We start from the raw sequence: 23,142 nt of genomic DNA, 5'->3' as shown, positions 1-23,142 counted from the left end.
CCGGAGCCGGATAGAGGCATTCATGGGTGCTGACCACACCGTAGCACGCAAGGTGAGATCGGGGGAGGGGGCGGGCTTCTCCCCAGGACATTCAGCCCTTTCGTGCAGCGGGCGACAGGCGATGGATCCGGGCCGCCGTGGGACCGCCGTCGAGCGGTACCTCCGGGTCGGTGATCGGGCGGCCCGTTCGCCCGTGTTCACGGTGAAGACCGGCCGGCAGGCCCGGGCAGCCGGCACGAGCCGCGCCTCGGTCTCGCGCAGGCCCGGGAGGGCCTTGGCCGAACGCCGGTGAGGGGATGCCGGCGAGGAGGTGTCGGCTGCGCGTGGCCGCACGCCGAGGGGCAGCGGCTGATCCTGCGTCACCTGGGCCGCGCCGCTCCCGGCCGTAGCCGTGACCGCCGACGTCAGCTGCTTCGACTTCGCCGCCGCAGGGCCGCAAGCCCGGGAAAACGGCCTGCGGCCTGCGGCCTGCGGCCTGCGGTGGGCCGGCTCGGCAGCGGCGCCCGCCGACCGGTGCGGCGCAGAGCCCGGCCGGGCCGGGTACCAAGACCAACTCGTCCTGCCCCGAGCCCTCTCGACCGCCGGGAAGACCCGGCGGTCGGCCAGTGCCGGGTCCCTCAGTCTTCCCCTCGGAACGCCTGCAGGATCCGCTCCGCTGCCAGCGTTGCCGTCAACTCGCCCTTACGGACACGCTGTTCGAGCTCCGGAGAAAGCGCACGCACCTTCGGGTGGCCACGCAGGCTGTCCAGCAGTTCGTCGCGGACCATCGTCCAGGTCCAGTCCACCTGCTGCTCGCGTCGCTTGGCCGTCAGCCGCCCGGTGGACTCAAGGAGCGTACGATGCTGCTCCAGCCGCTCCCACAATGAGTCCAGCCCGGTCGACTCCCTGGCGCTGCACGTCATCACCGGGGGAGTCCAGGCCGCGTCGACCGGGTGCATCAGCCGCAGGGCGCCCGCCAGTTCACGTGCCGCGGAGCGGGCGTCGCGCTCGTGCGGGCCGTCGGCCTTGTTGACCGCGATGGCGTCGGCCAGCTCCAGGACACCCTTCTTGATCCCCTGGAGCTGGTCGCCGGTCCGGGCCAGGGTGAGCAGCAGGAAGGTGTCGACCATGTTGGCGACCGCCGTCTCCGACTGCCCGACCCCGACCGTCTCCACCAGAACCACGTCGTAGCCGGCAGCCTCCATCACCACGATGGACTCACGCGTCGCCTTGGCCACCCCACCGAGGGTCCCCGCGGTGGGGGAGGGGCGCACGAACGCCCGCGCGTCCACCGCCAGCCGCTCCATCCGGGTCTTGTCACCCAGGATCGAGCCGCCGGTACGGCTGGAGGACGGGTCCACGGCCAGCACGGCCACCCGGTGCCCGAGGCCGGTCAGCAGGGTGCCGAGCGCGTCGATGAACGTGGACTTCCCCACGCCCGGCACGCCGCTGATCCCGATGCGCCTGGCCCGCCCGGCGTGGGGCAGCAGCTCGCTCAGCAATCGCTGTGCCAGTGCCCGGTGGTCGGGGCGTGCCGACTCCACGAGGGTGATCGCGCGAGCGACGAACGCCCGCTTCCCGTCTAGCACACCCTTGGCGTAGGCGTCGATATCGATGTTCGCTGCCACCGTCAGCGGCTCACAGTTCGTGGCCGAGAGCGGCGGCGAGCCGCGCGACCAGGTCGTGGGCGGCGTCCGGGATCACCGTGCCGGGCGGGAACACCGCCGTGGCACCCGCCTCGTGCAGCGCGTCGATGTCCTGCGGCGGAATCACCCCGCCCACCACGATCATGATGTCCTCACGGCCCTCGGTCGCGAGCTCCTCACGCAGCGCGGGTACGAGCGTGAGGTGGCCGGCGGCGAGCGACGAGACGCCTACGATGTGCACGTCCGCCTCGACGGCCTGCCGGGCGACCTCGCCCGGTGTCTGGAAGAGCGGGCCGACATCGACGTCGAAGCCCAGGTCGGCGAAGGCCGTCGCGATCACCTTCTGGCCGCGGTCGTGTCCGTCCTGGCCCATCTTGGCGACGAGAATGCGCGGACGCCGTCCCTCCGCCTCCTGGAACTCATCGACGAGCGTGCGGGTGCGGTCCACGGACGGGGACTCTCCTGCCTCTTTGCGGTACACCCCGGAGATCGTACGGATCTGGCCGGCGTGCCTGCCGTAGACCTTCTCCAGCGCGTCCGAGATCTCCCCGACCGTGGCCATCGCACGCGCGGCGTCCACGGCCAGCGCCAGCAGGTTGCCCTCGAGCCCCGGCCCGGGGTCCCTCTCCGCAGCGGCGGTCAGCGCGCGCAGCGCGTTCTGGCAGGCCGCCTCGTCACGCTCCTCGCGCAGCCGGCGAAGCTTCTCGATCTGCTGGGCGCGCACCGAGGAGTTGTCGACCTTGAGCACATCGATCTTCTCGTCGGTCTCCACCCGGTACTTGTTCACGCCGATGACGGGCTGGCGTCCGGCGTCGATCCGCGCCTGTGTACGGGCCGCGGCCTCCTCGATCCGGAGCTTGGGGATGCCCGCGTCGATGGCCTTGGCCATGCCGCCGGCCGCCTCGACCTCCTCGATGTGCTGCCAGGCCCGCCGTGCCAGGTCGTGGGTCAGCTTCTCCACGTACGCGCTGCCGCCCCACGGGTCGATGACCCGGCAGGTACCGGACTCCTGCTGGAGCAGCAGCTGGGTGTTGCGGGCGATGCGCGCCGAGAAGTCCGTCGGCAGCGCGAGTGCCTCGTCGAGCGCGTTGGTGTGCAGCGACTGGGTGTGCCCCTGGGTCGCGGCCATCGCCTCGACGCAGGTGCGCGTCACATTGTTGAACACGTCCTGCGCGGTCAGGGACCAGCCCGAGGTCTGCGAATGGGTGCGCAGGGAAAGGGATTTGGGATTCTTCGGGCCGAATTCCGCGACCAGCTTCGCCCACAGCAGCCGCGCCGCCCGCAGCTTCGCGATCTCCATGAAGAAGTTCATGCCGATAGCCCAGAAGAACGAGAGGCGCGGGGCGAACGCGTCCACGTCCAGGCCCGCGGCCTGCCCGGCCCGCAGATACTCCACCCCGTCGGCCAGGGTGTACGCGAGCTCCAGGTCGGCCGTCGCGCCGGCCTCCTGGATGTGGTAGCCGGAGATCGAGATCGAGTTGTAGCGCGGCATCTTCTGCGAGGTGAACGCGAAGATGTCGGAGATGATCCGCATCGAGGGGCCGGGCGGATAGATGTAGGTGTTGCGGACCATGAACTCCTTGAGGATGTCGTTCTGAATGGTCCCGGCCAGCTTCTCGGGCGCGACTCCCTGCTCCTCCGCGGCGACGATGTACAGGGCGAGTACGGGAAGTACCGCGCCGTTCATCGTCATCGACACGGACATGCGGTCCAGCGGGATGCCGTCGAAGAGCTGACGCATGTCGTAGATCGAGTCGATCGCCACGCCCGCCATGCCCACATCGCCGGTCACCCGGGGGTGATCGCTGTCGTAGCCGCGGTGGGTCGGCAGGTCGAACGCGATCGAGAGACCCTTCTGGCCCGCCGCCAGATTGCGCCGGTAGAAGGCGTTGGACTCCTCGGCCGTGGAGAACCCCGCGTACTGACGGATCGTCCAGGGCTGATTGACGTACATCGTCGGGTACGGACCGCGCACATACGGAGCGATGCCGGGGTACGTCCCGAGGAAGTCGAGCCCCTCCAGGTCGCGCCCGGTGTACAGCGGCTTGACCTCGATGCCCTCCGGGGTCTCCCAGAGCAGTTCGTCCTCGGAGCGGCCGGCGGACTCCTTCACCGCGGCCTGCCACCGGTCCGCGGAGACCTCGGCGGCGGGCTCGCCCGTCAGTGCGACGTCGGAGAAGTCCGGCACGGGGGTCCGGGGAGACACGGTGGTCTCGGGGGTCTGCATCACGCCACTCCCATACGGTCGAGTTCGGAGGAGAGGACGGCCACCACATCACAGCCGGCGAACACGTGGACGTCGGCCCCGGCGTACTCGCCCGGCCGCCCCGCGAGGAAGATCTGCTCGGCCCCCGCGGCCCGGAGGGCGGAGGCGACGGCCTCGGCCTGTTCGGTGTAGAGCGCGTCCGTCGAGCACAGGCAGGCGATCGTCGCCCCGGCGGCCTTGAAGGCCGCGGCGGCGGTCGACGCGTCCACGGAAGCCGGCTCCTGGACGGGCTCGATGCCGCCCGACAGGAAGAGGTTCGCCGCGAAGGATGCCCGCGCGGTGTGGACCGACGCCGGCCCGAGTGCGGCGATGAACACCTTGGGGCGGCTGCCCGTGGCCGCCAGGTGCGCGTCCGACCTCGCCCGCAGCGCCTCGAACGCCTCGTCCCGCCGGACCTTGGGCAGCCCGCCGCCGTTCGGCGTGGTGGGCGAGGGCTCACGCTCCACCGGCCGCTCGTCGAGAGCCGGGAACTCGCTGACCCCCGTCACCGGCTCCTTGCGCCGTGCCAGATTCCTGCTCCGGGCCGCCCACGTCGCCGCGAGCCGCTCCTGGACCATGCCGGAGTGGAGGGCGGCGGCCTGACCGCCGGCCCGCTCCACCTCCTGGAAGAACGACCAGGCGGCAGCGGCCAGTTCATCGGTCAGCCGCTCGACGTACCAGGAACCGCCGGCCGGGTCCGTCACCCGGGCCAGATGGGACTCCTCCACCAGGATCGTGGAGGTGTTGCGGGCGATCCGCCGGGCGAACGCGTCGGGCAGCCCCAGCGCATGATCGAACGGCAGCACGGTGACGGATTCGGCTCCGCCGACGCCCGCGCCCAGACAGGCCAGCGTCGTCCGCAGCATGTTCACCCACGGATCACGGCGCGTCATCATCACCGACGAGGTCACGGCGTGCTGCCGCTGCGCCCCGGCGTCACGGGCCCCGCAGACCTCCGCGACACGGGCCCACAGCCGCCTGGCCGCGCGGAGCTTCGCGATGGTCAGGAACTGATCGGCCGTCGCCGCGTACCGGAACTCCAGCTGTGCGCAGGCCTCTTCGACGGAGAGCCCCGAGGACGTCAGGGTTCGGAGGTAGGCGACGCCGGTGGCCAGTGAGAGCCCCAGCTCCTCGGCTGCGGAGCCACCGGCTTCGTGGTACGGCAGGGCGTCCACGGACAGGGAACGAAGCCCCGGGTACTCGCTCGAACACAGCCGGGCCCAGTGGGCCGCTGCGTCCGTCTCCGGCTCCGTGCCCGTACGGGCGGCCACCCCGAGCGGATCCACCCCGAGGCTTCCGCGTGCGGCCTCCTTCGCGACCCCCCGGGCCTCGTAGAGCCCGAGCAACTCCCGGACGGCGGGCCCGGGATCGGCGCCCGCGTCGAGCGCGACAGGCGCAAGATCGAGGTAGACGCCCTCCAGGGCACGTGCCAGACCGGAGACCGGAACCCCGCCGGGACCGCCGACGGTCAGCCAGATCGACGTGACGCCGTTCTCCAGATCGCCGAGCACGGCCTCGTTCAGCCGCACGGGATCGGGCAGCGCGTGTCGCTGGCGCACGTCCCAGCCGTCCGTGGTGTTCCCCGCAGCCCGGCTGCCCCGGGTGAAGGGCGCGAAGCCGGGCAGACCGGGGTCTGCGGTTGCGTCGATGGAGGTGTACAGGGGGCGGACTGTGAGCCCGTCCTCGAGCGCGGTGGACAGTGCTCCCTCGGCTGCCGTGCCCGTGACTTCCTTACCTGACCTGCGCAGTACGCCTTCGACGAGGCTCTGCCACTGATCGTGGGAAGGGTCGGGGAACTCGGCAGCCGGAGAAAGCCCGTCAGCAGGCAGGACCGTCATGTTCAGATGCTAGGTCAGCACTCTGAAGAGCAGCAGAGCCACCGGCTGTGACCTTGCACTCTCCGAAATGTGCCGGATCCCCTGGGTGGTGCTGCCTTGTCCCGGGCTGTGACCGGAGGTGGGCCCGGTGCCGGCTCGTGAACCCGACGCCGGCAGGTGGGGCCGGCGCCGGGTTCGCCGGGTCAGCCGCCGACGTAGTCCGCGAGGTGCTGACCGGTGAGGGTGGAGCGGCCGGACACGAGCTCGGCCGGTGTGCCCTCGAAGACGATCCGGCCTCCGTCGTGCCCGGCTCCGGGCCCGAGGTCGACGATCCAGTCTGCGTGCGCCATGACCGCCTGATGGTGCTCCACGACGATGACCGACTTGCCGGAGTCGACGAGCCGGTCCAGCAGGCCGAGCAACTGCTGGACATCGGCGAGGTGGAGACCGGCGGTCGGCTCGTCGAGGACGTAGATGCCGCCCTTCTCGGCCATGTGGGTGGCCAGCTTGAGCCGCTGCCGCTCGCCGCCCGACAGCGTGGTGAGCGGCTGTCCGAGAGCCAGATAGCCGAGCCCCACGTCCGCGAGCCTGCCCAGGATGCGGTGTGCGGCGGGTGTGGCGGCCTCGCCCGCGCCGAAGAACTCCTCGGCATCGGTCACCGACATCGCGAGTACCTCGCTGATGTCGCGGCCGCCCAGGTGGTATTCGAGGACCGACGCGTCGAACCGCTTCCCCTCGCAGTCCTCGCACGTCGTCGAGACCCCGGCCATCATCCCGAGGTCGGTGTAGATGACGCCCGCACCGTTGCAAGTGGGGCAGGCGCCCTCGGAATTGGCGCTGAACAGCGCCGGCTTCACTCCGTTGACCTTGGCGAACGCCTTGCGGATCGGGTCGAGCAGCCCGGTGTACGTGGCCGGGTTGCTGCGCCGCGAGCCCTTGATGGGGCTCTGGTCGACCGACACCACCTTCTCGCCGACGGCCCCCGACCGGTGTGGCAGGGACCCGTGCACGAGCGAGCTCTTACCGGAACCGGCGACGCCGGTGACCACGGTCAGCACTCCGAGCGGGATGTCGACGTCGACGTCCCGCAGGTTGTGCGCCGACGCACCGCGGATCTCCAGCGTGCCGGTGGGCTCGCGCACCGACTCCTTGACGGCGGCCCGGTCGTCGAAATGGCGCCCGGTGACGGTGTCGCCTGCCCGCAGCCCTTCGACGGTTCCCTCGAAACAGACGGTGCCGCCCGCGCCGCCCGCCCCCGGGCCGAGGTCGACGACGTGGTCGGCGATCACGATCGTCTCCGGCTTGTGTTCCACGACGAGCACCGTGTTCCCCTTGTCCCGGAGCCGGAGCAACAGGCCGTTCATCCGCTGGATGTCATGGGGGTGCAGGCCGATGGTCGGCTCGTCGAAGACGTAGGTGACGTCGGTGAGCGAGGAGCCGAGGTGCCGGATCATCTTGACGCGCTGCGCCTCGCCGCCCGAGAGCGTGCCCGCCGGCCGGTCGAGCGAGAGGTAGCCGAGGCCGATCTCCGTGAACGAGTCGAGGGTCCGCTGCAGCGCGGCGAGCAGCGGAGCCACCGAAGGCTCCTCCAGACCGCGCACCCATTCGGCCAGGTTGCGGATCTCCATCGCGCAGGCGTCGGCGATGCTGATCCGCTCGATCTTCGAGGACCGGGCGCCCTCGCTGAGCCGGGAGCCCTCGCAATCGGGGCAGGTGGTGAAGGCGACCGCACGCTCCACGAACGCGCGGATGTGCGGCTGCATCGCCTCCTTGTCCTTGGACAGGAACGACTTCTGGATCTTGGGGATCAGCCCCTCATAAGTGAGGTTGACGCCGTTGACCTTGACCTTGACCGGCTCCCCGTAGAGGAAGGCCTGCAGTTCCTTCTTCGTGTACTTCCGGATCGGCTTGTCCGGGTCGACGAAACCCGACTGGGCGTAGACCTGCACGGTCCATTGACTGTCCGACTTCCATCCGGGGATGGTGAACGCGCCCTCGGCCAGCGACTTCGAGTCGTCGTAGAGCTGGGTGAGGTCGATGTCGGACACCGAACCCCGGCCCTCGCAGCGTGTGCACATTCCGCCGGTGCGGTTGAACGTCGCCTTCACGGTCCGGGTCCTGGCGGCACCGCGTTCGACGGTGATCCCGCCGCTGGCACGGACCGAGGCGGTGTTGAAGGAGTACGCGCTGGGCGGGCCGATGTGAGGCTTGCCGAGCCGGCTGAAGAGGATGCGCAGCATCGCGTTGGCGTCGGTGGCGGTGCCGACGGTCGAACGGGGGTCGGCACCCATCCGCTGCTGATCGACGGTGATGGCGGTCGTCAGCCCGTCGAGGACGTCGACGTCGGGCCGCGCCAGCGTCGGCATGAAGCCCTGGACGAAGGTGCTGTAGGTCTCGTTGATCATCCGCTGCGACTCGGCGGCGATGGTGCTGAACACCAATGAGCTCTTGCCCGAGCCGGAGACGCCGGTGAACACCGTCAGCCGGCGCTTCGGGATCTCGACGCTGACGTCCTTGAGATTGTTCACGCGTGCGCCGTGCACGCGGATCAGATCGTGACTGTCGGAAACATGCGGCGCGGGTGACCGCGTGTCCGTCCTCTTGGCCATGCTTGTCGTATCTCCGTCTCTGTTGCGCGGGCCGCCTGCGCGGTCTTCGTCGGTGTCGTCGGCGCGTGGCGGCGTCGGTCGCCGTCCGTCAGGCCGGCGGTGTCTCCCGGTTGCGGGATCACCTGCGGGGCTGGTTGAAGCGCAGCATGTTCCCCGAGGGGTCCCGGAAGGCGCAGTCGCGGACGCCGTAGGGCTGGTCGACCGGCTCCTGGAGCACCTCGCCGCCCGCGGCGCGGATGCGCTCGAAGGTGGCGTCACAGTCGTCCGTGGCGAAGATGACGCCGCGCAGCAGGCCCTTCGCGAGCAGTTCCGCCATGATCGCCCGGTCGGCGGGGGAGGCGTTGGGATCCGCGAGGGGCGGCTCGAGGACGATCTCCACACCGGGCTGCGACGGCGCCGCGACGGTCACCCAGCGCATGCCCTCGAACCCGACGTCGTTGAGGACCTCCAGGCCGAGGACGTCACGGTAGAAAACCAGCGCCTTGTCGTGGTCGTCGACGGCGATGAAGCACTGGGAGAGCTTGATATCCATGCGAATCACGCTACGGGCGGCGGGAGGCTTTCGCTTCTCCATTCCTGACCGGTCGCGTGTGGATCTTGGCTACGCAGGCGGGGATGGCGGCGCCCGCCTCATGGGGCCGGGCCCGGTACGAGCTCGGGCTCTCGCCGACCAGCTCGGTGAACCGCGAGCTGAACGACCCCAGCGAGGTGCAACCGACCGCGAAGCAGACCTCCGTCACCGTGAGGTCGCCCCGCCGCAGCAGTGCCTTCGCCCGCTCGATCCTGCGTGTCATCAAGTAGCTGTACGGCGTCTCCCCGTACGCCGCGCGGAAGGACCGGGAGAAGTGGCCCGGTGACATGAGAGCGGCACGTGCGAGCGCCGGAACGTCGAGCGGCTCCGCGTAGTCGCGGTCCATCCGGTCACGGGCCCGGCGCAGCCGGACGAGGTCCTCCAGCGTCACAGGACAACTCTCCCATGCCGCGGCAAGACGGGCCGGTGCCATGGCACGCCCGCAGCCCGGTGCCACGTTCGATCGGCGCCCGGACTGTCACTGTTTTTCACAGTGCGTAACTGATCACCCGAATATATGCTGCTTGCGACCCAGAACCGCAGGGGAAGGACGCACCATGGCCGTCGGACCCGTGGAATATCTCGTCGTCGCCTTTCCCGGCGCCCGGTTCGCCGACGCCATCGCACCCGTACTGGCCGACGCCGTCGCGTCCGAGGCGGTACGCATCCTCGACCTGGCCTTCGCCCGCAGAGCCGCGGGCGGCGTCGTCGAGCGCGTCGCGCTGAGGGAGATGGACCCGCAGGGGCTGGTGCCGTTCGAGCCGCCGGCAGACCAGCCGGCCGGTCTGCCGCAGATCACGGACCTCGATGCGCTCGAACGTCTGCCGGAGGAAGCCTCCGCCGCACTGATCGTGTGGGAGGACCTCTGGTCGGTGCCTCTCACCCGGGTGGTCCAGGACGCGGGCGGCCGTCTCCTGGCGCACGAGCGCGTTCCCGCGGACGGCGGGGACGATGTCATCACGCTGCTCGAGAGGCTCGCCGAACTGAAGCAGCGGGGCGTTCTCACCGACGCGGAGTTCGCGGAGCAGAAGACGAGGATCCTCGCCGACTGAAGCCCCACCGCCCGGTGCCCCCGGTACCTCACGTTCCCTTTGTCGATATCCGCACGCCGTGCGACGTTGATTCCGACCTGCAGTCTGTCGGGAAAGAGGCAGTTCATCGTGCAGACCGCCCGGGCCGTCCCCGCTTCGACCGTTGTCAACCTGCGCGATCTGGGCGGTATCGCCCTGGGGCGCCACCACCGCCTGCGGCAGGGAATCCTTCTGCGCTCGGGCCAGCTGAGCGAGCTCGGTGAGCACGACATGGCGGTGGCCGCGCTCGGCATCCGCACCGTCGTCGATCTGCGTACCGCCGACGAGCGCCGATGGGCGCCCGACCGGCTGCCGGCGGGGGCGAGGCTGTTCGTCGCGGACGTCCTCGGCGACAACCCCGGCTTGGCGCCCGCCAGGCTCAAGGCGTTGCTCGGCGACCCGGACGGAGCAGCCGTCCTGCTCGGTGGTGGCAGGGCCGAGGAACTGTTCGCACAGACCTATCGCAAGATGGTCCTGTCCCCGGGAGCGGCGGCCGCCTACCGTGCCTTCCTCGACACCGTCGCGGATCCGCGGGCGAGACCGCTCCTCTTCCACTGCGCGACCGGGAAGGACCGGACGGGCTGGGCCACCGCTCTCCTGCTGATGATGGCGGGCGCGTCGCGTGAGGTAGTACGCGCGGAGTTCCTCGCGGTGAACCGGGCGGTGCGCGCCGCCTTCGGACCGGCCGTACGGCGCTTTCTCGACGAGGGCGGGGACCCGGAGATCGCGTCCGCGGTCATCGAGGCCCGGCCCCGCTACCTCGAGGCGGCCCTGGACGCGATGGACGAGCGCTGGGGCGGGCTCGACGGCTACCTGGGCAAGGCGCTGCGCCTACCCCCGGAGGTGGCCGAGCGGCTGCGTGCCGACCTGGCCGTCCCGGCTTGACCGGCCTGGCCGCCCCGGCACGACCACAGGCCCCGGACGCGGGGCGGCCCGGTGCCGCGTCGGGGGACGTGGCACCGGGCCTGGGTTCGGCGGCTGCGCCGCTCAGATCCTCAACAGCTGCTCGCTGATGTCGCGATAGCGCTGGAGCGCTATCCGCAGTTCCTCGGTCTGGGCATCGGTGTCCTGCTCCTGCCAGCTCGCGCGCAGGACGCGCCTGCGTTCCGCCAGGGCCTCGGTCAAACCCGAGACGATCCGGTCGAACGTGCTGTCCGCCGACTCGACCGCCCGGCGTGGGCTCTCGACGAATTCGGTGACCGCCTGCTGCATGCGGAGGGACAGCGCGTCCTGCTCGTCACGGGGGATCAGGGGCCGGCTGGTGCCCGGGGCCTCGTGGTGCTCGGTCGCCGGCGCGGCGGGGGCCGAGCGCGGGGCGGGCGGAACGCTGAGATCACCGGGACCGCCGCTCTTCGGCCCGAGGCCCTTGCTGTCTCCGGACGCCATTCCGGTCGCCGCGCCCGGGTTCCTGCCCGACGCGGCGCCGGCTGTGCTTCCCGGGACGCCGGTGTGCCGGGCCTGCGTGGGGGAGACGGGTTCTGTCGTGTGCTCGGTGCGGTTGGTCATGCTGCTGCACTGCCCTTCGCCTCGTGCCGGTCCGTCCGGACCGGCTCTTCTGCTGCGTCCGCGAGAAGTACGTCGAAGAGTGCCCGCGACTCGATCAGGGCCTTCCTCATCTCCTCCGTGCCGCCCTGGCCACGCACGGCCGTGTGCACCCTGCGGTAGCCGTCGACCTGCTCGGCGTGATGGACGGAGAGAGCGTCCGTCTGCTCCTGGAAGCTGTCGCCTTCCGGGAAGCCCCGGTCACGTGCCAGCTGCGCCAGTAGCGCGTCGGCTTCGGCGACCGCTTCCCTGGGGGAGTCGATGAACCGCTCCTGCACCTCGGCCCAGCGGCGGGCGTAGGCCTCGCGGGCCTCCGGCCGCAAGGGCCGCTCCGACAGGGAGCCGTGCAGCCTCACGCGTTCCGAAAGCTCGTGCTCGGCCGCTTTCGTGTCGCCGTCGTGACGGGCGACCGTCCGGTCGTACTCGGGTCCGAAGCGGCGCTGCAGCCCCCGCCCGCCGGTCCTGCGGCCGCGGATGAGGAAGAAGGCGAGCGCTGCCACGAGGACGACGGCAACGATGATCACCACGGTCGTCATGGCCGACGCTCCCGTCGGTTCGCGGTCGGTGCGTCGTGCTGTTCCACTCTCGTCAACCCCTTCCGGTGAGGGCCCGGTCCGGTGGTGCCGGCCGGGCGGTGTGCACCAGCCGTGTACCCGCTGGACACCGTTCATGCGGGAATGCCCCCGGTATCCTGGGACACGTCGGGCGCGGACGCGTCCGGGCGAACGCGACGCCGTCCGGCACGAGTTGCGAGAGGGGCACGCGGTGACCGAGTGCAAACCCGCAGGGGTCGGCTTCGAGACCTGGGTGGACCGGCAGATCCGCGAGGCCGAGGAGAGGGGCGCCTTCGCCGGCCTGCCGGGCGCGGGCAAGCCGATTCCCGGTCTCGACAGGCCCTACGACGCGATGTGGTGGATCAAGGCCAAGATGGAGCGTGAGGGGCTGTCCGCGCTCCCGCCCTCGCTGACGCTGCGCAAGGCGGCCGAGGACGCCCGGCTCGACGCGTCCCGCGCACGGTCGGAGGCGGAGGTCCGGCGCATCCTGAACGAGATGAACGAGAGGATCCGCGAGGCACTTGCCAGACCGCCGGCGGGCCCCCCGCTGAACCTCGAGCCGTTCGACATCGACGCGGTCGTCGGCGAGTGGCGTGCCGAGCGCGGACGCTGAGCAGCAGGCGCGCCCCGCACCCGGGGTGCGCGATACTCGTTTCATGAGATCGAGCGTCACGGGCCGGCACGGCGAGGTCCGGATCAGGCGCGCCGTCGCACGGGACGCCAGGCGGCTCACCCGCCTGGTCACCACGTCCCGTGCCTACGAGGGCCCCTACGCACCCATGGTCGCGGGCTACAAGGTCGGCCCGGACTACATCGAGGCGCACCGCGTCCACGTGGCGGTGGACGACGACGGCCGGGTGCTGGGTTTCTACGCGTTGGTCCTCTCCCCGCCGGAGCTCGACCTGATGTTCGTCGCCGACGACGTCCAGGGGCGGGGCATCGGGCGGCTCCTCGTCGGCCACCTCCGCGAGGAAGCGCGCCGTGCCGGCCTGCCGTCCGTCCGTGTGGTCGCTCACCCGCCGGCCGAAGGCTTCTACCGCAGTGTGGGCGCCGAACGCACCGGTACCGTCGCGGCGCGCCCGCCCGCGGTGATGTGGGACCGGCCCGAGCTGGTGCTCACGGTCGACGGCGGTCCCTGAGCCGAACGGCCCGGCCGGATCCTTGATCGCGGCCGGGCCACTCTTATGTGCCCGGGACGGGGACCGCTACGACCAGCCGCCGTAAGGACGGGTGATGAGTTCCATCCCGTGGCCGTCGGGGTCCGGGAAGTACACCCCGCGTCCCCCGTCGTTGTGGTTGATCTCGCCGGGATGCTTCTGGTGGGGATCGGCGTAGTACGTGATCCCGTCCGCCTTGATGCGGTCGAAGGAGGTGTCGAACTCCGCCTCCGTGATCAGGAAGGCGTAGTGCTGCACGGTGATCGACTCGGCGGGAACGGTCGCGAAGTCCAGCGTGACGCCGTTCGCGAGGACCACCGGGATGAAGGGCCCCCACTCGGTTCCGACGGTGAGACCCAGAATGTGCGCCAGGAACTCCGCCGACTCGCGGTTGTTCCTGCTGTGAACGATGGTGTGATTCAACTCGACCGACACTGTGGAATGCCTCCAGAGGGCATCTCACGGGCTACCTCCACGCCTCACCCAGACGGTGACCGACGCGCGATGCCGTACGCCGATCATAGGCGAGTTGTGACGGTGCGTCGAGGTTCTGGCCCTCAGTGGGCCCCGATCGGCACCCTCCCCGCCGCCGGTGTGGTGGATCTCCCCGTGGCTGCCACCATGGAGAGCGTCAGCAGGCGCGTTCTCCTGTGTCTGCCCGGCCGGCCCGGAACGCCGGTGGCCCAGGATTCACGACGGCTTCGCGGGGAACCAGTACCACCTCTACGAGGTGGGGGAGGATCGATGGGACAGATACCGGCGGGCAGCGGTGACACGGGGAGAGACGAGGCGGGTACGAACCCGCGCAGCGGACGGCACGAGACCGAGGAGGAGCGCGCGGACCGGCAGTGGGGTGACCTGCTGCAAGAACTGCGCGTGGCGCAGACCGGCGTCCAGATCCTGTTCGGTTTCCTGCTCGCGGTGGTCTTCCAGCCCCGCTTCAGCGACCTGTCCACCGTCGACCGGAACATCTACGTCGTGACCGTCATGCTGGGGTCGGCGACCGCCGCGGCGCTGATAGGGCCGGTGTCGTACCACCGGCTGCTCACCGGCCGCCGGTTGAAGCCACAGACGGTCATCTGGGCCTCACGCGTGACGAAGATGGGTCTCGGCCTGCTCTTCTGCACGATGTGCAGCACGCTGCTGCTCATACTGCGGGTGGCGCTGCACAACGTGGCGGCCCTCTGGCTGGTGGGCGGTATGGCCCTCTGGTTCCTGGTCTGCTGGTTCGTGTTCCCGCTGTGGGCGATCGCCCGGGACAACGGCCGTCGGCAGGCCGACGGGACGAAGACCCAGGGCGCCGACGACTCCGACCCGCGTCCCTGACCCGTCAGTCCTCGTCCGCACCCGCGGGGCTGCGTACGTCAGTGACGGTGAACAGCGCGCCGTCCGGGTCCCGTAGCGTCGCCTCGCTGCCGTACTGCACATCGCGCCGCTCCATGAGGGTCCCTCCGTCGCGCTCCGCGGCGAGGACCGTGGTGCCCACATCGGCCACCGGGAACTGCACCTGCCAGTGCGGACGCACCTGGGGGTCGGGAGCGGCCTCCACGGCACCGGAGCTGATCCGGGCCAGCGGGCGTCCGTTGCAGCGTACGAGCACCTCTTCCTTCACGTACGCCACCTCGCAGCCGCCGGGCTCCCCGCTCTCCCAGCCGAGGACCTCGCCGTAGAAGATCGCGGCGTCGAAGGCGTCCCTGGTGCGCAGCCGCAGCCAGGCGTGAGCCCGGTTCCCGGACGGCGCGAGTGTGGCCGCGCGCCCGGTCCACTCCCAGACGCCGAACGAGGCGCCGTCCCGGTCGGCGGCCAGCACCGCGCGGCCCTGTCCGACGGTCAGCGGGCCCACGCCCACGGTGCCGCTGCGCTCGCGGATGCGGTCCGAGACGACATCGGCGTCCCGGACCGAGAAGTAGGGCATCCAGGCCACGCCCACCTGGTAGGCCGACGCGACCGCGCCGATGCCGGCCACCGGTGCCCCGCCGGAGCGCGCCATCACGAAGTTCCGGCCCAGTGGGCCGGGGCGGAACGTCCAGCCGAGAACGGCGCCGTAGAAGCGCTGGGCGTCCTCCAGGCCGCGGGTCACCAGGTGTACCCAGCACGGGGCGCTCGCACCGCTCAGCACTGCCGGTTCCGGCGCGGTCCGCGGATCGCCAGTAGTCATGGTCCCACTGCCTTATCGGTTCTGCGGCATGACTTCTTCGGTGCCGCGGGGCCAGGACCAGCCTCATGCGCCCCGGCGACTCCCGCAACACGCGGCGGCCGTGATCACACCCCGCCCCGGGGCGGCGCGTTCGTGATGTCGAGGAAGACGTGCTCGGCCTCCGGCCAGGTCCTGGCGATCGAGCGCTTGATGCGGACGGCGACCCGCTCCACCTCCTCGCTGTCGATGCCTGGCGCCAGATCGATCCTGGCCGCCACCAGCACCGAGTCGAGGCCGAGGCCCATGGTGAACAGGGCCGCGACGTTGTCGATCTCTGCCTGGGACGTGAGGAACTCCTCCACGCCCCGGCGCAGCCCCGGGTCGGCGGACTCCCCGATCAGCCTTTCACGGGCGTCCCTGCCGAGCCGGAAGGCGACGTAGACCAGCAGGACGCCGATCCCCAGGGAGGCCGACGCCTCCCACACGACGTCTCCTGTCACCAGGTGCAGCACCATCCCCGCCATCGCTAGCAGTACGCCCAGCACCGCTGTGCTGTCCTCGGCGATCACCGTTCTCAGTGCGGGGTCACGGGCGGCACTCTTCTCGCCCCGGAGCTGGACCAGGGCGCGGACCAGCGAGCTGCCTTCCGCGACGAGGGCGACTCCGAGGACGATCAGGCCGGCCGTGTATCCGTCGGGTGACTCCTGCTCGTCGCGGCCCAGCGCCTCAACGCCTTGGTAGAACGAGAAACAACCGCCCACGACAAAGATTCCGACGGCCGCGAGCAGTGACCAGAAGTAGCGCTCCTTGCCGTACCCGAAGGGGTGACGGGCGTCGGGCGGGCGGCGGCTGCGTCTGAGCGCGGCCAGCAGGAAGACCTCGTTCACGCTGTCCGCCACGGAGTGGGCGGCTTCGGACAGGAGGGCGGGAGAGCCCGAGAGGAATCCCCCCACCCCTTTGGCCACGGCGATGACGAGGTTGGCGACGAGCGCGACCAGCACGGTGACCCGGGTCCTGCGGTCCGACTCCGGCTGACTCATATGCCCCCTGGCTTCATGTTCCTCCGATCGACGCTGAGAGATGAAAGGCCGGGCACAGACGTCCGGACCCGTTCCGTGACGGGCCCGGACGTCTGTGCCCGGCCGGCCGGTGGCCGGTGTGATCGTGTGTCAGTCACGCCGGTGCTCGTCGTCCGGCGGCGGGATCACCTCGTTACCGCGGTCGCTGAGCTCGTACGGGGTGAGGGCGTGGCCGTTCTCGGGGAAGCGGTCCGAGCCGTGCTGCCCGCTCTCCTGGATCTCCGTCCGGTGCTCCGGACGCACCGGCTGCTCCTCGGGGCGCGGCGGCCGTGATTCCTTGTCGCGCCGCCGCATCCCGAACCAGAAGCCCCCGATCAGGAGAAGCACCACGAACAGGCCGACGATGCCGATGATCACGCCTACTGCTCCCGGCCCGTCGGCGCCGCCGGTGCTGGCGAGCGATTTCCATGCTCCGTTCGTTACGTCCATGCATGGCGCATACCCCAGGGAATCGATCACAGACAGCCATTGACATGAATTCATGTTTTATGGCGATGTCACGGTAAATGTGTTTCATATGGTTCAAATCGGCTACACGATGATGACCGAGCAAGCAGGCCCCCGTGCCCTCGTCGAGGACGTGGTCGCAGCGGAGAAGGCCGGCTTCGATTTCAGCGTCACGTCCGATCACTACTTCCCCTGGTTGGCTTCCCAGGGACACGCGCCTTACGCGTGGTCCGTCCTGGGGGCCGCAGCCCAGGCGACGTCCACGATCCCCCTGATGACGTACGTGACCTGCCCGACGACGCGCTACCACCCGGCGGTGGTGGCGCAGAAGGCGGCGACGCTGCAACTGCTCGCCGAGGGCCGCTTCAGGCTCGGCCTCGGCTCCGGAGAGAGCCTCAACGAACACGTCGTCGGGGCCGGCTGGCCCGCTGCCCACGTCCGCCTGGAGATGCTCGAGGAGGCCGTACAGATCATCCGCGCCCTCTTCGACGGGGGCTACGTCAACCACCACGGCACCCACTTCGACGTGGAGAACGCCACGCTGTGGGACCTGCCCGCGCAGCGGGTCCCCATCGGCATCGCGGTCTCGGGGGAGAGGTCCTGCGAACTCGCGGGCAGGCTCGGCGACCTGGTCATCGCGACCGAACCCAGGAGCGGACTGCTGAAGGAGTTCGACCGGCACGGCGGGAACGGGAAGCCCCGGGTGGGACAGGTGCCCGTCTGCTACGACACCGACCGTGACGCCGCGATCGCCCGCGCCCACGACCAGTTCCGCTGGTCGCTCGGCGGCTGGAAGGTCAACTCCGAGTTGCCGGGGCCGTCCGCGTTCGAGCAGGCGACGCAGTTCGTCCGCACGGAGGACATCGCCGAATCGATTCCGTGCGGCTCCGACGTCGACGCGTTCGTCGAAGCCGTGCGCCCCTACGTCGACGCGGGCTTCACCGAGGTCGCCCTCGTCCAGATCGGCGGGGCGCAGCAGCGGCCCTTCATCGACTGGGCGCACAGCACGCTGCTGCCGGCGCTGCGCGAACTGTAGGCGATGGCCGGGCAGCGCCACGTTTCCCCGCCGCACACCGGGTACGAGATCTTTCGCGGCCCCGCACGTCCGAGCCGTCGCTCGTGTCGCCGACACGGAGCCGTGGGGTGAGCCTTGAGTGAGTCCCGGACGGCTGGAGGAAACGCCATGGGAGCAGGTAACCCGCTCGGCCGCTGGCCCGTGTACCGGCAGCTGACCGGTGGTGATTCTCTGGGCAGGGGGCGGGCCGTGGTGTCGGGGAAGACGGAGCAGGCGCGGCCCCGGACGTCCACGGCGGACCGCGTGGTCAAGTCCGTCTGCCCGTACTGCGCGGTCGGCTGCGGCCAGCAGGTGTACGTCAAGGACGACCGGGTCGTCCAGATCGAGGGCGATCCGGACTCGCCGGTCAGCCGCGGCAGACTGTGCCCGAAGGGTTCCGCGACGCTCCAGCTCACCACCGGCCAGGCCCGCCGCCACCAGGTGCTCTACAGGCGCCCGTACGGCACCGACTGGGAGCCGCTCGATCTCGGGACGGCGATGGACATGGTCGCGGACCGCGTCGTCGAGACCCGGCGCAGGACCTGGCAGTGGGAGCACGAAGGGCTCCGTACGGCACGCACCCTGGGCATCGCCAGTCTCGGCGGGGCCACGTTGGACAACGAGGAGAACTACCTGATCAAGAAGCTCTTCACCGGCCTCGGCATCGTGCAGGTGGAGAACCAGGCGAGGGTGTGCCACAGCTCCACCGTCGCCGGCCTCGGCACCTCGTTCGGCCGGGGCGGGGCGACCACCTTCATGCAGGACCTCCAGCACTCGGACTGCATCGTCATCCAGGGTTCGAATTTCGCAGAGGCCCATCCGGTCGGCTTCCAGTGGGTGATGGAGGCCAAGGCGCGCGGCGCCCGGATCATCCATGTGGATCCGCGCTTCACCCGTACGAGCGCACTGGCCGACCTTTTCGTTCCGATCCGGGCGGGGAGCGACATCGCGTTCCTCGGCGGCATCATCAACCACGTACTCACCGAGGAGAAGGACTTCAGGGAGTACGTCCTCAGCTACACCAACGCGGCCACGCTGGTCGGCGACGAATTCAGGGACACGGAGGACCTCGACGGCGTCTTCTCCGGTCTCGACGAGGAGCGCCGTCACTACGACGCCGAGACCTGGCAGTACCGTGGCGCCGACGTCCAGGCGCCCTCGGGTGACGTCGACGAGCAGTACGAGCGCCGGACCGAGGACGCCGAGGACCACGAGCGGATCCACGAGGCGGCCGAGTCCGAGGCCCACGGGTCCGGCGGCCCCCAGGCGAAGCCGTGGCCCCCGCGCGACGAGACGCTCCAGGACCCCCGGTGCGTCTACCAGATCCTCAGGCGCCACTACGCCCGCTACACCCCTGAGATGGTGGAGAGGATCTGCGGGATCGGGCGCGAGGCGTTCCTGACGGTCTGCGATGCCTTGACCTCCAACTCCGGGCCCGACCGCACCAGTGCCTTCGCCTACGCGGTGGGCTGGACCCAGCACTCCACCGGCTCCCAGTGCATCCGGGCTGCGAGCGTCCTCCAGCTGCTCCTGGGCAACATCGGGCGGCCGGGCGGCGGCATCCAGGCTCTGCGCGGCCACGCCTCCATCCAGGGCTCCAGCGACATCCCGACCCTCTTCAACCTGCTGCCCGGCTATCTCCCGATGCCGCACGCCCACGCCCATGAGGACCTGGACGCCTTCATCGGGGCGAGCCGCACGGAGAAGGGCTTCTGGGGCAACATGCGGGCCTACTTCGTCAGTCTGCTCAAGGCCTACTACGGGGACGCCGCGACGGCCGCGAACGACTTCTGCTTCGATCACCTGCCCCGCCTCACCGGTTCGCACGGCACCTACGAGACGGTGATGGCCCAGCTGGACGGCGAGTGCAAGGGCTATTTCCTGATGGGGGAGAACCCGGCCGTCGGCTCCGCCAACGCGCGGCTGCAGCGGCTCGGCATGGCACGACTCGAATGGCTGGTGGTCCGCGACTTCTCCCTCATCGAGTCCGCGACCTGGTGGAAGGACGGCCCTGAGACCGAGACCGGCGAGATGAGGACCGAGGACGTGGGCACCGAGGTCTTCTTCTTCCCGGCGGCCTCGCACACGGAGAAGTCCGGTTCCTTCACCAACACCAACCGCTGGCTGCAGTGGCACCACGCGGCGGTCGAACCCGAAGGGGACGCGCGCAGTGACCTCTGGTTCACCTACCACCTGGGCCGCCGCATCAAGGAGCGGCTCGCCGCGTCCGGCGACCCGATGGACAAGGCCCCGCAGGACCTCACCTGGGACTATCCCGTGGAGGGGCCGCTCGAGGAGCCGGTCGCGGCCTCGGTGCTCGCGGAGATCAACGGGCACGGTCCCGACGGCGCGCCGCTGAACGCCTACACCGAGCTCAAGGACGACGGCTCGACCCGGTGCGGGTGCTGGATCTACTGCGGTGTGTACGCGGACGGCGTCAACCAGGCCGCTCGCCGCAAACCGCACACCGAGCAGGACTGGGTCGCCGCCGAATGGGGCTGGGCCTGGCCCGCCAACCGCCGGATCCTCTACAACCGTGCCTCCGCCGCACCCGACGGAACACCCTGGAGCGCCCGCAAGGCCTACATCTGGTGGGACGAGGCCGAGCGGAAGTGGACCGGCCACGATGTCCCGGACTTCGTGCCGGACCGCGCACCCGATCACGTACCGCCGCCCGGTGCCACCGGGCCCGACGCGCTGCGCGGGGACGACCCGTTCATCATGCAGGCCGACGGGAAGGGCTGGTTGTACGCCCCGGCGGGCCTCGAGGACGGCCCGCTGCCCACTCACTACGAGCCGCAGGACTCGCCGTTCACGAACGCGCTGTACCCCGCACGCTCCCGCTCGCCGGTCCGGCTGCTCCACCGGCGCGAGGGCAACCGCTACCACCCGAGCGGCGACGAGCCGGGCGCGGACGTCTACCCGTACATCGTCACCACCCACCGCCTCACCGAGCACTTCACGGCGGGCGGGATGAGCCGCTGGTCACCATATCTGTCCGAACTTCAGCCCGAGTTCTTCTGCGAGGTCTCGCCACAGCTCGCCGCCGAACGCGGGCTGGAACACGGTGGCTGGGCCACGATCGTCACGGCCCGTAACGCAGTGGAGGCCCGCGTGATGGTGACCGGCCGGATCACCCCGCTCACCGTGCACGGCCGGACCGTGCACCAGATCGGGCTGCCGTTCCACTGGGGACCCAACGGCATCGCCACCGGCGACGCCGCCAACGAACTCGTCGCGATCGCGCTCGACCCCAACGGCCTGATCCAGGAGGACAAGGCGCTCACCGCCGACATCCGTCCCGGACGCCGGCCCAGGGGCCCCGCACTCCCGGAGATGGTCGCGGAATACCGCAGCCGGGCAGGGATCTCGGAGACAACCGGAACGCAGGAGACGACGTGAGGGACGACCTGTACAGCGGAACCGGCCAGGACCCGGCACGGGACGCGGGCCACACAAACGCCCCACCACGCGTCGGCTTCTTCACCGACACCTCCGTCTGCATCGGCTGCAAGGCCTGCGAGGTCGCCTGCAAGGAGTGGAACGCCATTCCCGAGGACGGACTGACGCTCACCGGCATGTCGTACGACAACACCGGTGGACTCGGCGCGTCGACCTGGCGGCACGTCGCCTTCGTCGAACAGCCGACGCCGTCCGGACGCACCATGCTGCCGCTCGTCGAGCCGGACCGCGCGGCGGGGGGCCCGGCGGAAGCGACGGGCATGCGCTGGCTGATGTCCTCCGACGTGTGCAAGCACTGCACCCATGCCGCCTGTCTCGACGTCTGTCCCACCGGATCGCTCTTCCGCACGGAATTCGGCACGGTCGTCGTCCAGGAGGACATCTGCAACGGATGCGGCGTCTGCGTTCCCGCCTGTCCGTACGGGGTGATCGAGCAACGCCCCACGGACGGACGCGCGTTCAAGTGCACCATGTGCTACGACCGCCTCGGCGCCGGACAGGAACCCGCCTGCGCCAAGGCCTGCCCCACCGAGTCCATCCAGTTCGGCCCGCTCGACGAGCTGCGTGAGCGCGCCGCGCTGCGGGTGGAACAGCTGCACGACGCCGGGGTCACCGAGGCACGGCTCTACGGCCATGAACCGGACAACGGGGTGGGTGGGGACGGCGCCTTCTTCCTGCTCCTCGACGAGCCCGAGGTCTACGGGCTCCCCCCGGATCCGGTCGTGACCACCCGCGACCTGCCCGCCATGTGGCGCCACGCCGGGATCGCCGCGCTGTCGCTGGCCGGATCGGCCGCGCTGTCCTTCGTGCTTCCAGCACTCACCCGAAGGAAGGCGCGCCGATGACCCCGGACACGTCGCGAACCCCGGCGGCCGGTCCCGACTCCTACTACGGACGCCCGGTCATCAAGGCGCCCTCCTGGTCGGCCCAGGACATCGCCGGATACTTCTTCCTCGGAGGACTGGCCGGCGCTGGGTCCGTTCTCGCGGCCGGTGCCCAGCTCACCGGACGCACCACCACCGCGACAGCGCTCAAGGTGTCCTCACTGACAGCCGTCGGCCTCTCCGCGGCAGCCCTCATCCACGACCTCGGCAGACCATCACGCTTCCCCAACATGCTGCGCGTCTTCAAGCCCACCTCCCCGATGAGCATGGGGTCCTGGCTGCTCTCCGCCTACGGCCCGGCCGCCGGGGCGGCCGCGCTCTGCGCCGCCTCCGGCCGGCTCCCGAAGGCCGGTGCCGCAGCCACGACGGCAGCCGCCCTGCTCGGCCCGGCACTCGCCACCTACACCGCGGTCCTCGCGGCCGACACGGCCGTACCCGCCTGGCACGGCGTACACCGCGAACTTCCCTACCTCTTCGCGGCGTCGGCCACCGGGGCCGCCTCCGGCATGGCGCTGGCCGTGGGGCCTCTCCACGAGAACGCCCCGGCCCGATGCGCGGCCGCGCTCGCGGCCCTCGCGGACGTGGCCGCACTCCGGGCGGTCGAACGGCGCCTGGACACCGTCGCGGTCACCTACCAGGAAGGCAGGGCCGGAACGCTGATGCGTGCCGCGCGCGCACTGACCGCGGCCGGTGCAGCGGGCGCCGTTCTGTTCGGGCACCGCAGCCGCGCCGCCGCGGCCGGTGCGGGGCTCGCTCTGCTGGCCGGCTCCGCCTGTACCCGCTTCGGGGTCTTCGCCGCCGGCATCGCCTCCGCCGAGGACCCCGCCCACACCGTCGGCCCCCAGCGTGAGGCCGTGGCACGACGCACCGCACACAGCAAGTGAAAGGA

Annotated in this window: 21 protein-coding genes; 9 read left to right on the top strand and 12 right to left on the bottom strand. The window is 70.6% G+C overall.

Annotated features, from left to right (window positions below; translation table 11 throughout):
- Positions 1 to 617: 617 nt before the first annotated feature.
- The 6 genes from meaB to HED23_RS17760 all read right to left on the bottom strand — a co-directional run bounded on the left by meaB (position 618) and on the right by HED23_RS17760 (position 9,258).
- Positions 618 to 1,607 (bottom strand): methylmalonyl Co-A mutase-associated GTPase MeaB, encoded by a 990-nt coding sequence (meaB, locus tag HED23_RS17785; RefSeq protein ID WP_203184377.1) that lies wholly within the window; start codon positions 1,605 to 1,607, stop codon positions 618 to 620.
- A gap of 10 nt (positions 1,608 to 1,617) precedes the next feature.
- Positions 1,618 to 3,852, bottom strand: coding sequence for a methylmalonyl-CoA mutase (gene scpA, locus HED23_RS17780; RefSeq protein ID WP_203184376.1), 2,235 nt, complete (start codon positions 3,850 to 3,852; stop codon positions 1,618 to 1,620).
- On the bottom strand, positions 3,852 to 5,708 hold the full coding sequence (gene mutA / locus HED23_RS17775; RefSeq protein ID WP_203184375.1) for a methylmalonyl-CoA mutase small subunit: 1,857 nt from the start codon (positions 5,706 to 5,708) through the stop codon (positions 3,852 to 3,854). Before mutA ends, scpA begins: the two co-directional genes overlap by 1 nt.
- A gap of 182 nt (positions 5,709 to 5,890) precedes the next feature.
- A complete protein-coding gene (locus tag HED23_RS17770; RefSeq protein WP_203184374.1) occupies positions 5,891 to 8,296 on the bottom strand; it encodes an ATP-binding cassette domain-containing protein in 2,406 nt (801 codons plus the stop codon).
- Between the two features lie 118 nt (positions 8,297 to 8,414).
- The gene (locus tag HED23_RS17765) at positions 8,415 to 8,828 is read right to left on the bottom strand and encodes a VOC family protein (protein ID WP_203184373.1); all 414 of its coding nucleotides are present in this window, start codon (positions 8,826 to 8,828) and stop codon (positions 8,415 to 8,417) included.
- A 10-nt stretch (positions 8,829 to 8,838) separates the two neighbouring features.
- Positions 8,839 to 9,258 (bottom strand): helix-turn-helix transcriptional regulator, encoded by a 420-nt coding sequence (locus HED23_RS17760; RefSeq protein ID WP_238442016.1) that lies wholly within the window; start codon positions 9,256 to 9,258, stop codon positions 8,839 to 8,841.
- A 166-nt stretch (positions 9,259 to 9,424) separates the two neighbouring features.
- Between HED23_RS17760 and HED23_RS17755 the strand changes: the two genes are divergently transcribed.
- Together HED23_RS17755 and HED23_RS17750 are read left to right on the top strand one after the other, a co-directional pair.
- Positions 9,425 to 9,919, top strand: coding sequence for an SHOCT domain-containing protein (locus tag HED23_RS17755; protein ID WP_203184371.1), 495 nt, complete (start codon positions 9,425 to 9,427; stop codon positions 9,917 to 9,919).
- Between the two features lie 108 nt (positions 9,920 to 10,027).
- Positions 10,028 to 10,822: a tyrosine-protein phosphatase gene (locus HED23_RS17750; RefSeq protein ID WP_203184370.1), complete on the top strand. Its 795-nt coding sequence runs from the start codon at positions 10,028 to 10,030 to the stop codon at positions 10,820 to 10,822.
- Between the two features lie 102 nt (positions 10,823 to 10,924).
- Here the strand turns inward: HED23_RS17750 and HED23_RS17745 are convergent, their stop codons facing one another.
- Both HED23_RS17745 and HED23_RS17740 read right to left on the bottom strand, forming a co-directional pair.
- Positions 10,925 to 11,443: a hypothetical protein gene (locus HED23_RS17745; protein ID WP_203184369.1), complete on the bottom strand. Its 519-nt coding sequence runs from the start codon at positions 11,441 to 11,443 to the stop codon at positions 10,925 to 10,927.
- Positions 11,440 to 12,015 carry a hypothetical protein gene (locus HED23_RS17740; protein ID WP_203184368.1) on the bottom strand — a complete coding sequence of 192 codons (576 nt, stop codon included), beginning with the start codon at positions 12,013 to 12,015 and terminating at the stop codon, positions 11,440 to 11,442. The genes HED23_RS17745 and HED23_RS17740 overlap by 4 nt, the downstream gene beginning before the upstream one ends.
- A 229-nt stretch (positions 12,016 to 12,244) precedes the next feature.
- On the opposite strand from HED23_RS17740, the gene HED23_RS17735 reads away from it, so the two are divergent.
- Positions 12,245 to 12,646: a DUF1992 domain-containing protein gene (locus tag HED23_RS17735; protein ID WP_203184367.1), complete on the top strand. Its 402-nt coding sequence runs from the start codon at positions 12,245 to 12,247 to the stop codon at positions 12,644 to 12,646.
- Positions 12,647 to 12,689: 43 nt separating this feature from the next.
- Positions 12,690 to 13,172, top strand: a complete 483-nt coding sequence (locus HED23_RS17730; RefSeq protein WP_203184366.1) for a GNAT family N-acetyltransferase — start codon at positions 12,690 to 12,692, stop codon at positions 13,170 to 13,172.
- A gap of 66 nt (positions 13,173 to 13,238) precedes the next feature.
- On the opposite strand, the gene HED23_RS17725 is transcribed toward HED23_RS17730, so the two are convergent.
- On the bottom strand, positions 13,239 to 13,625 hold the full coding sequence (locus tag HED23_RS17725; RefSeq protein WP_203184365.1) for a VOC family protein: 387 nt from the start codon (positions 13,623 to 13,625) through the stop codon (positions 13,239 to 13,241).
- A gap of 309 nt (positions 13,626 to 13,934) precedes the next feature.
- Between HED23_RS17725 and HED23_RS17720 the strand changes: the two genes are divergently transcribed.
- Positions 13,935 to 14,516, top strand: coding sequence for a DUF6328 family protein (locus HED23_RS17720; RefSeq protein ID WP_203184364.1), 582 nt, complete (start codon positions 13,935 to 13,937; stop codon positions 14,514 to 14,516).
- A 4-nt stretch (positions 14,517 to 14,520) separates the two neighbouring features.
- On the opposite strand, the gene HED23_RS17715 is transcribed toward HED23_RS17720, so the two are convergent.
- The 3 genes from HED23_RS17715 to HED23_RS17705 all read right to left on the bottom strand — a co-directional run bounded on the left by HED23_RS17715 (position 14,521) and on the right by HED23_RS17705 (position 16,835).
- On the bottom strand, positions 14,521 to 15,348 hold the full coding sequence (locus HED23_RS17715) for a VOC family protein (RefSeq protein ID WP_203184363.1): 828 nt from the start codon (positions 15,346 to 15,348) through the stop codon (positions 14,521 to 14,523).
- A gap of 104 nt (positions 15,349 to 15,452) precedes the next feature.
- Positions 15,453 to 16,367: a cation diffusion facilitator family transporter gene (locus HED23_RS17710; protein ID WP_203184362.1), complete on the bottom strand. Its 915-nt coding sequence runs from the start codon at positions 16,365 to 16,367 to the stop codon at positions 15,453 to 15,455.
- A gap of 129 nt (positions 16,368 to 16,496) precedes the next feature.
- The gene (locus HED23_RS17705; RefSeq protein ID WP_203184361.1) at positions 16,497 to 16,835 is read right to left on the bottom strand and encodes a DUF6479 family protein; all 339 of its coding nucleotides are present in this window, start codon (positions 16,833 to 16,835) and stop codon (positions 16,497 to 16,499) included.
- 88 nt (positions 16,836 to 16,923) lie between these two features.
- Between HED23_RS17705 and HED23_RS17700 the strand changes: the two genes are divergently transcribed.
- The 4 genes from HED23_RS17700 (at position 16,924) to nrfD (ending at position 23,137) form a co-directional block, all read left to right on the top strand.
- A complete protein-coding gene (locus HED23_RS17700; protein WP_203184360.1) occupies positions 16,924 to 17,889 on the top strand; it encodes an LLM class F420-dependent oxidoreductase in 966 nt (321 codons plus the stop codon).
- Between the two features lie 147 nt (positions 17,890 to 18,036).
- The gene (fdh, locus tag HED23_RS17695) at positions 18,037 to 21,309 is read left to right on the top strand and encodes a formate dehydrogenase (RefSeq protein WP_203184359.1); all 3,273 of its coding nucleotides are present in this window, start codon (positions 18,037 to 18,039) and stop codon (positions 21,307 to 21,309) included.
- Positions 21,306 to 22,214 (top strand): 4Fe-4S dicluster domain-containing protein, encoded by a 909-nt coding sequence (locus tag HED23_RS17690; protein WP_203184358.1) that lies wholly within the window; start codon positions 21,306 to 21,308, stop codon positions 22,212 to 22,214. Before fdh ends, HED23_RS17690 begins: the two co-directional genes overlap by 4 nt.
- Positions 22,211 to 23,137 (top strand): NrfD/PsrC family molybdoenzyme membrane anchor subunit, encoded by a 927-nt coding sequence (nrfD, locus tag HED23_RS17685; protein ID WP_203184357.1) that lies wholly within the window; start codon positions 22,211 to 22,213, stop codon positions 23,135 to 23,137. Before HED23_RS17690 ends, nrfD begins: the two co-directional genes overlap by 4 nt.
- The last annotated feature ends 5 nt before the right edge of the window (positions 23,138 to 23,142 follow it).

It is taken from the genome of Streptomyces pratensis, from assembly GCF_016804005.1.
Lineage (GTDB): Bacteria > Actinomycetota > Actinomycetes > Streptomycetales > Streptomycetaceae > Streptomyces > Streptomyces pratensis_A.
The sequence above is the reverse complement of the archived record's forward strand: the minus strand, read 5'-3'. Positions and strand labels throughout refer to the sequence as shown.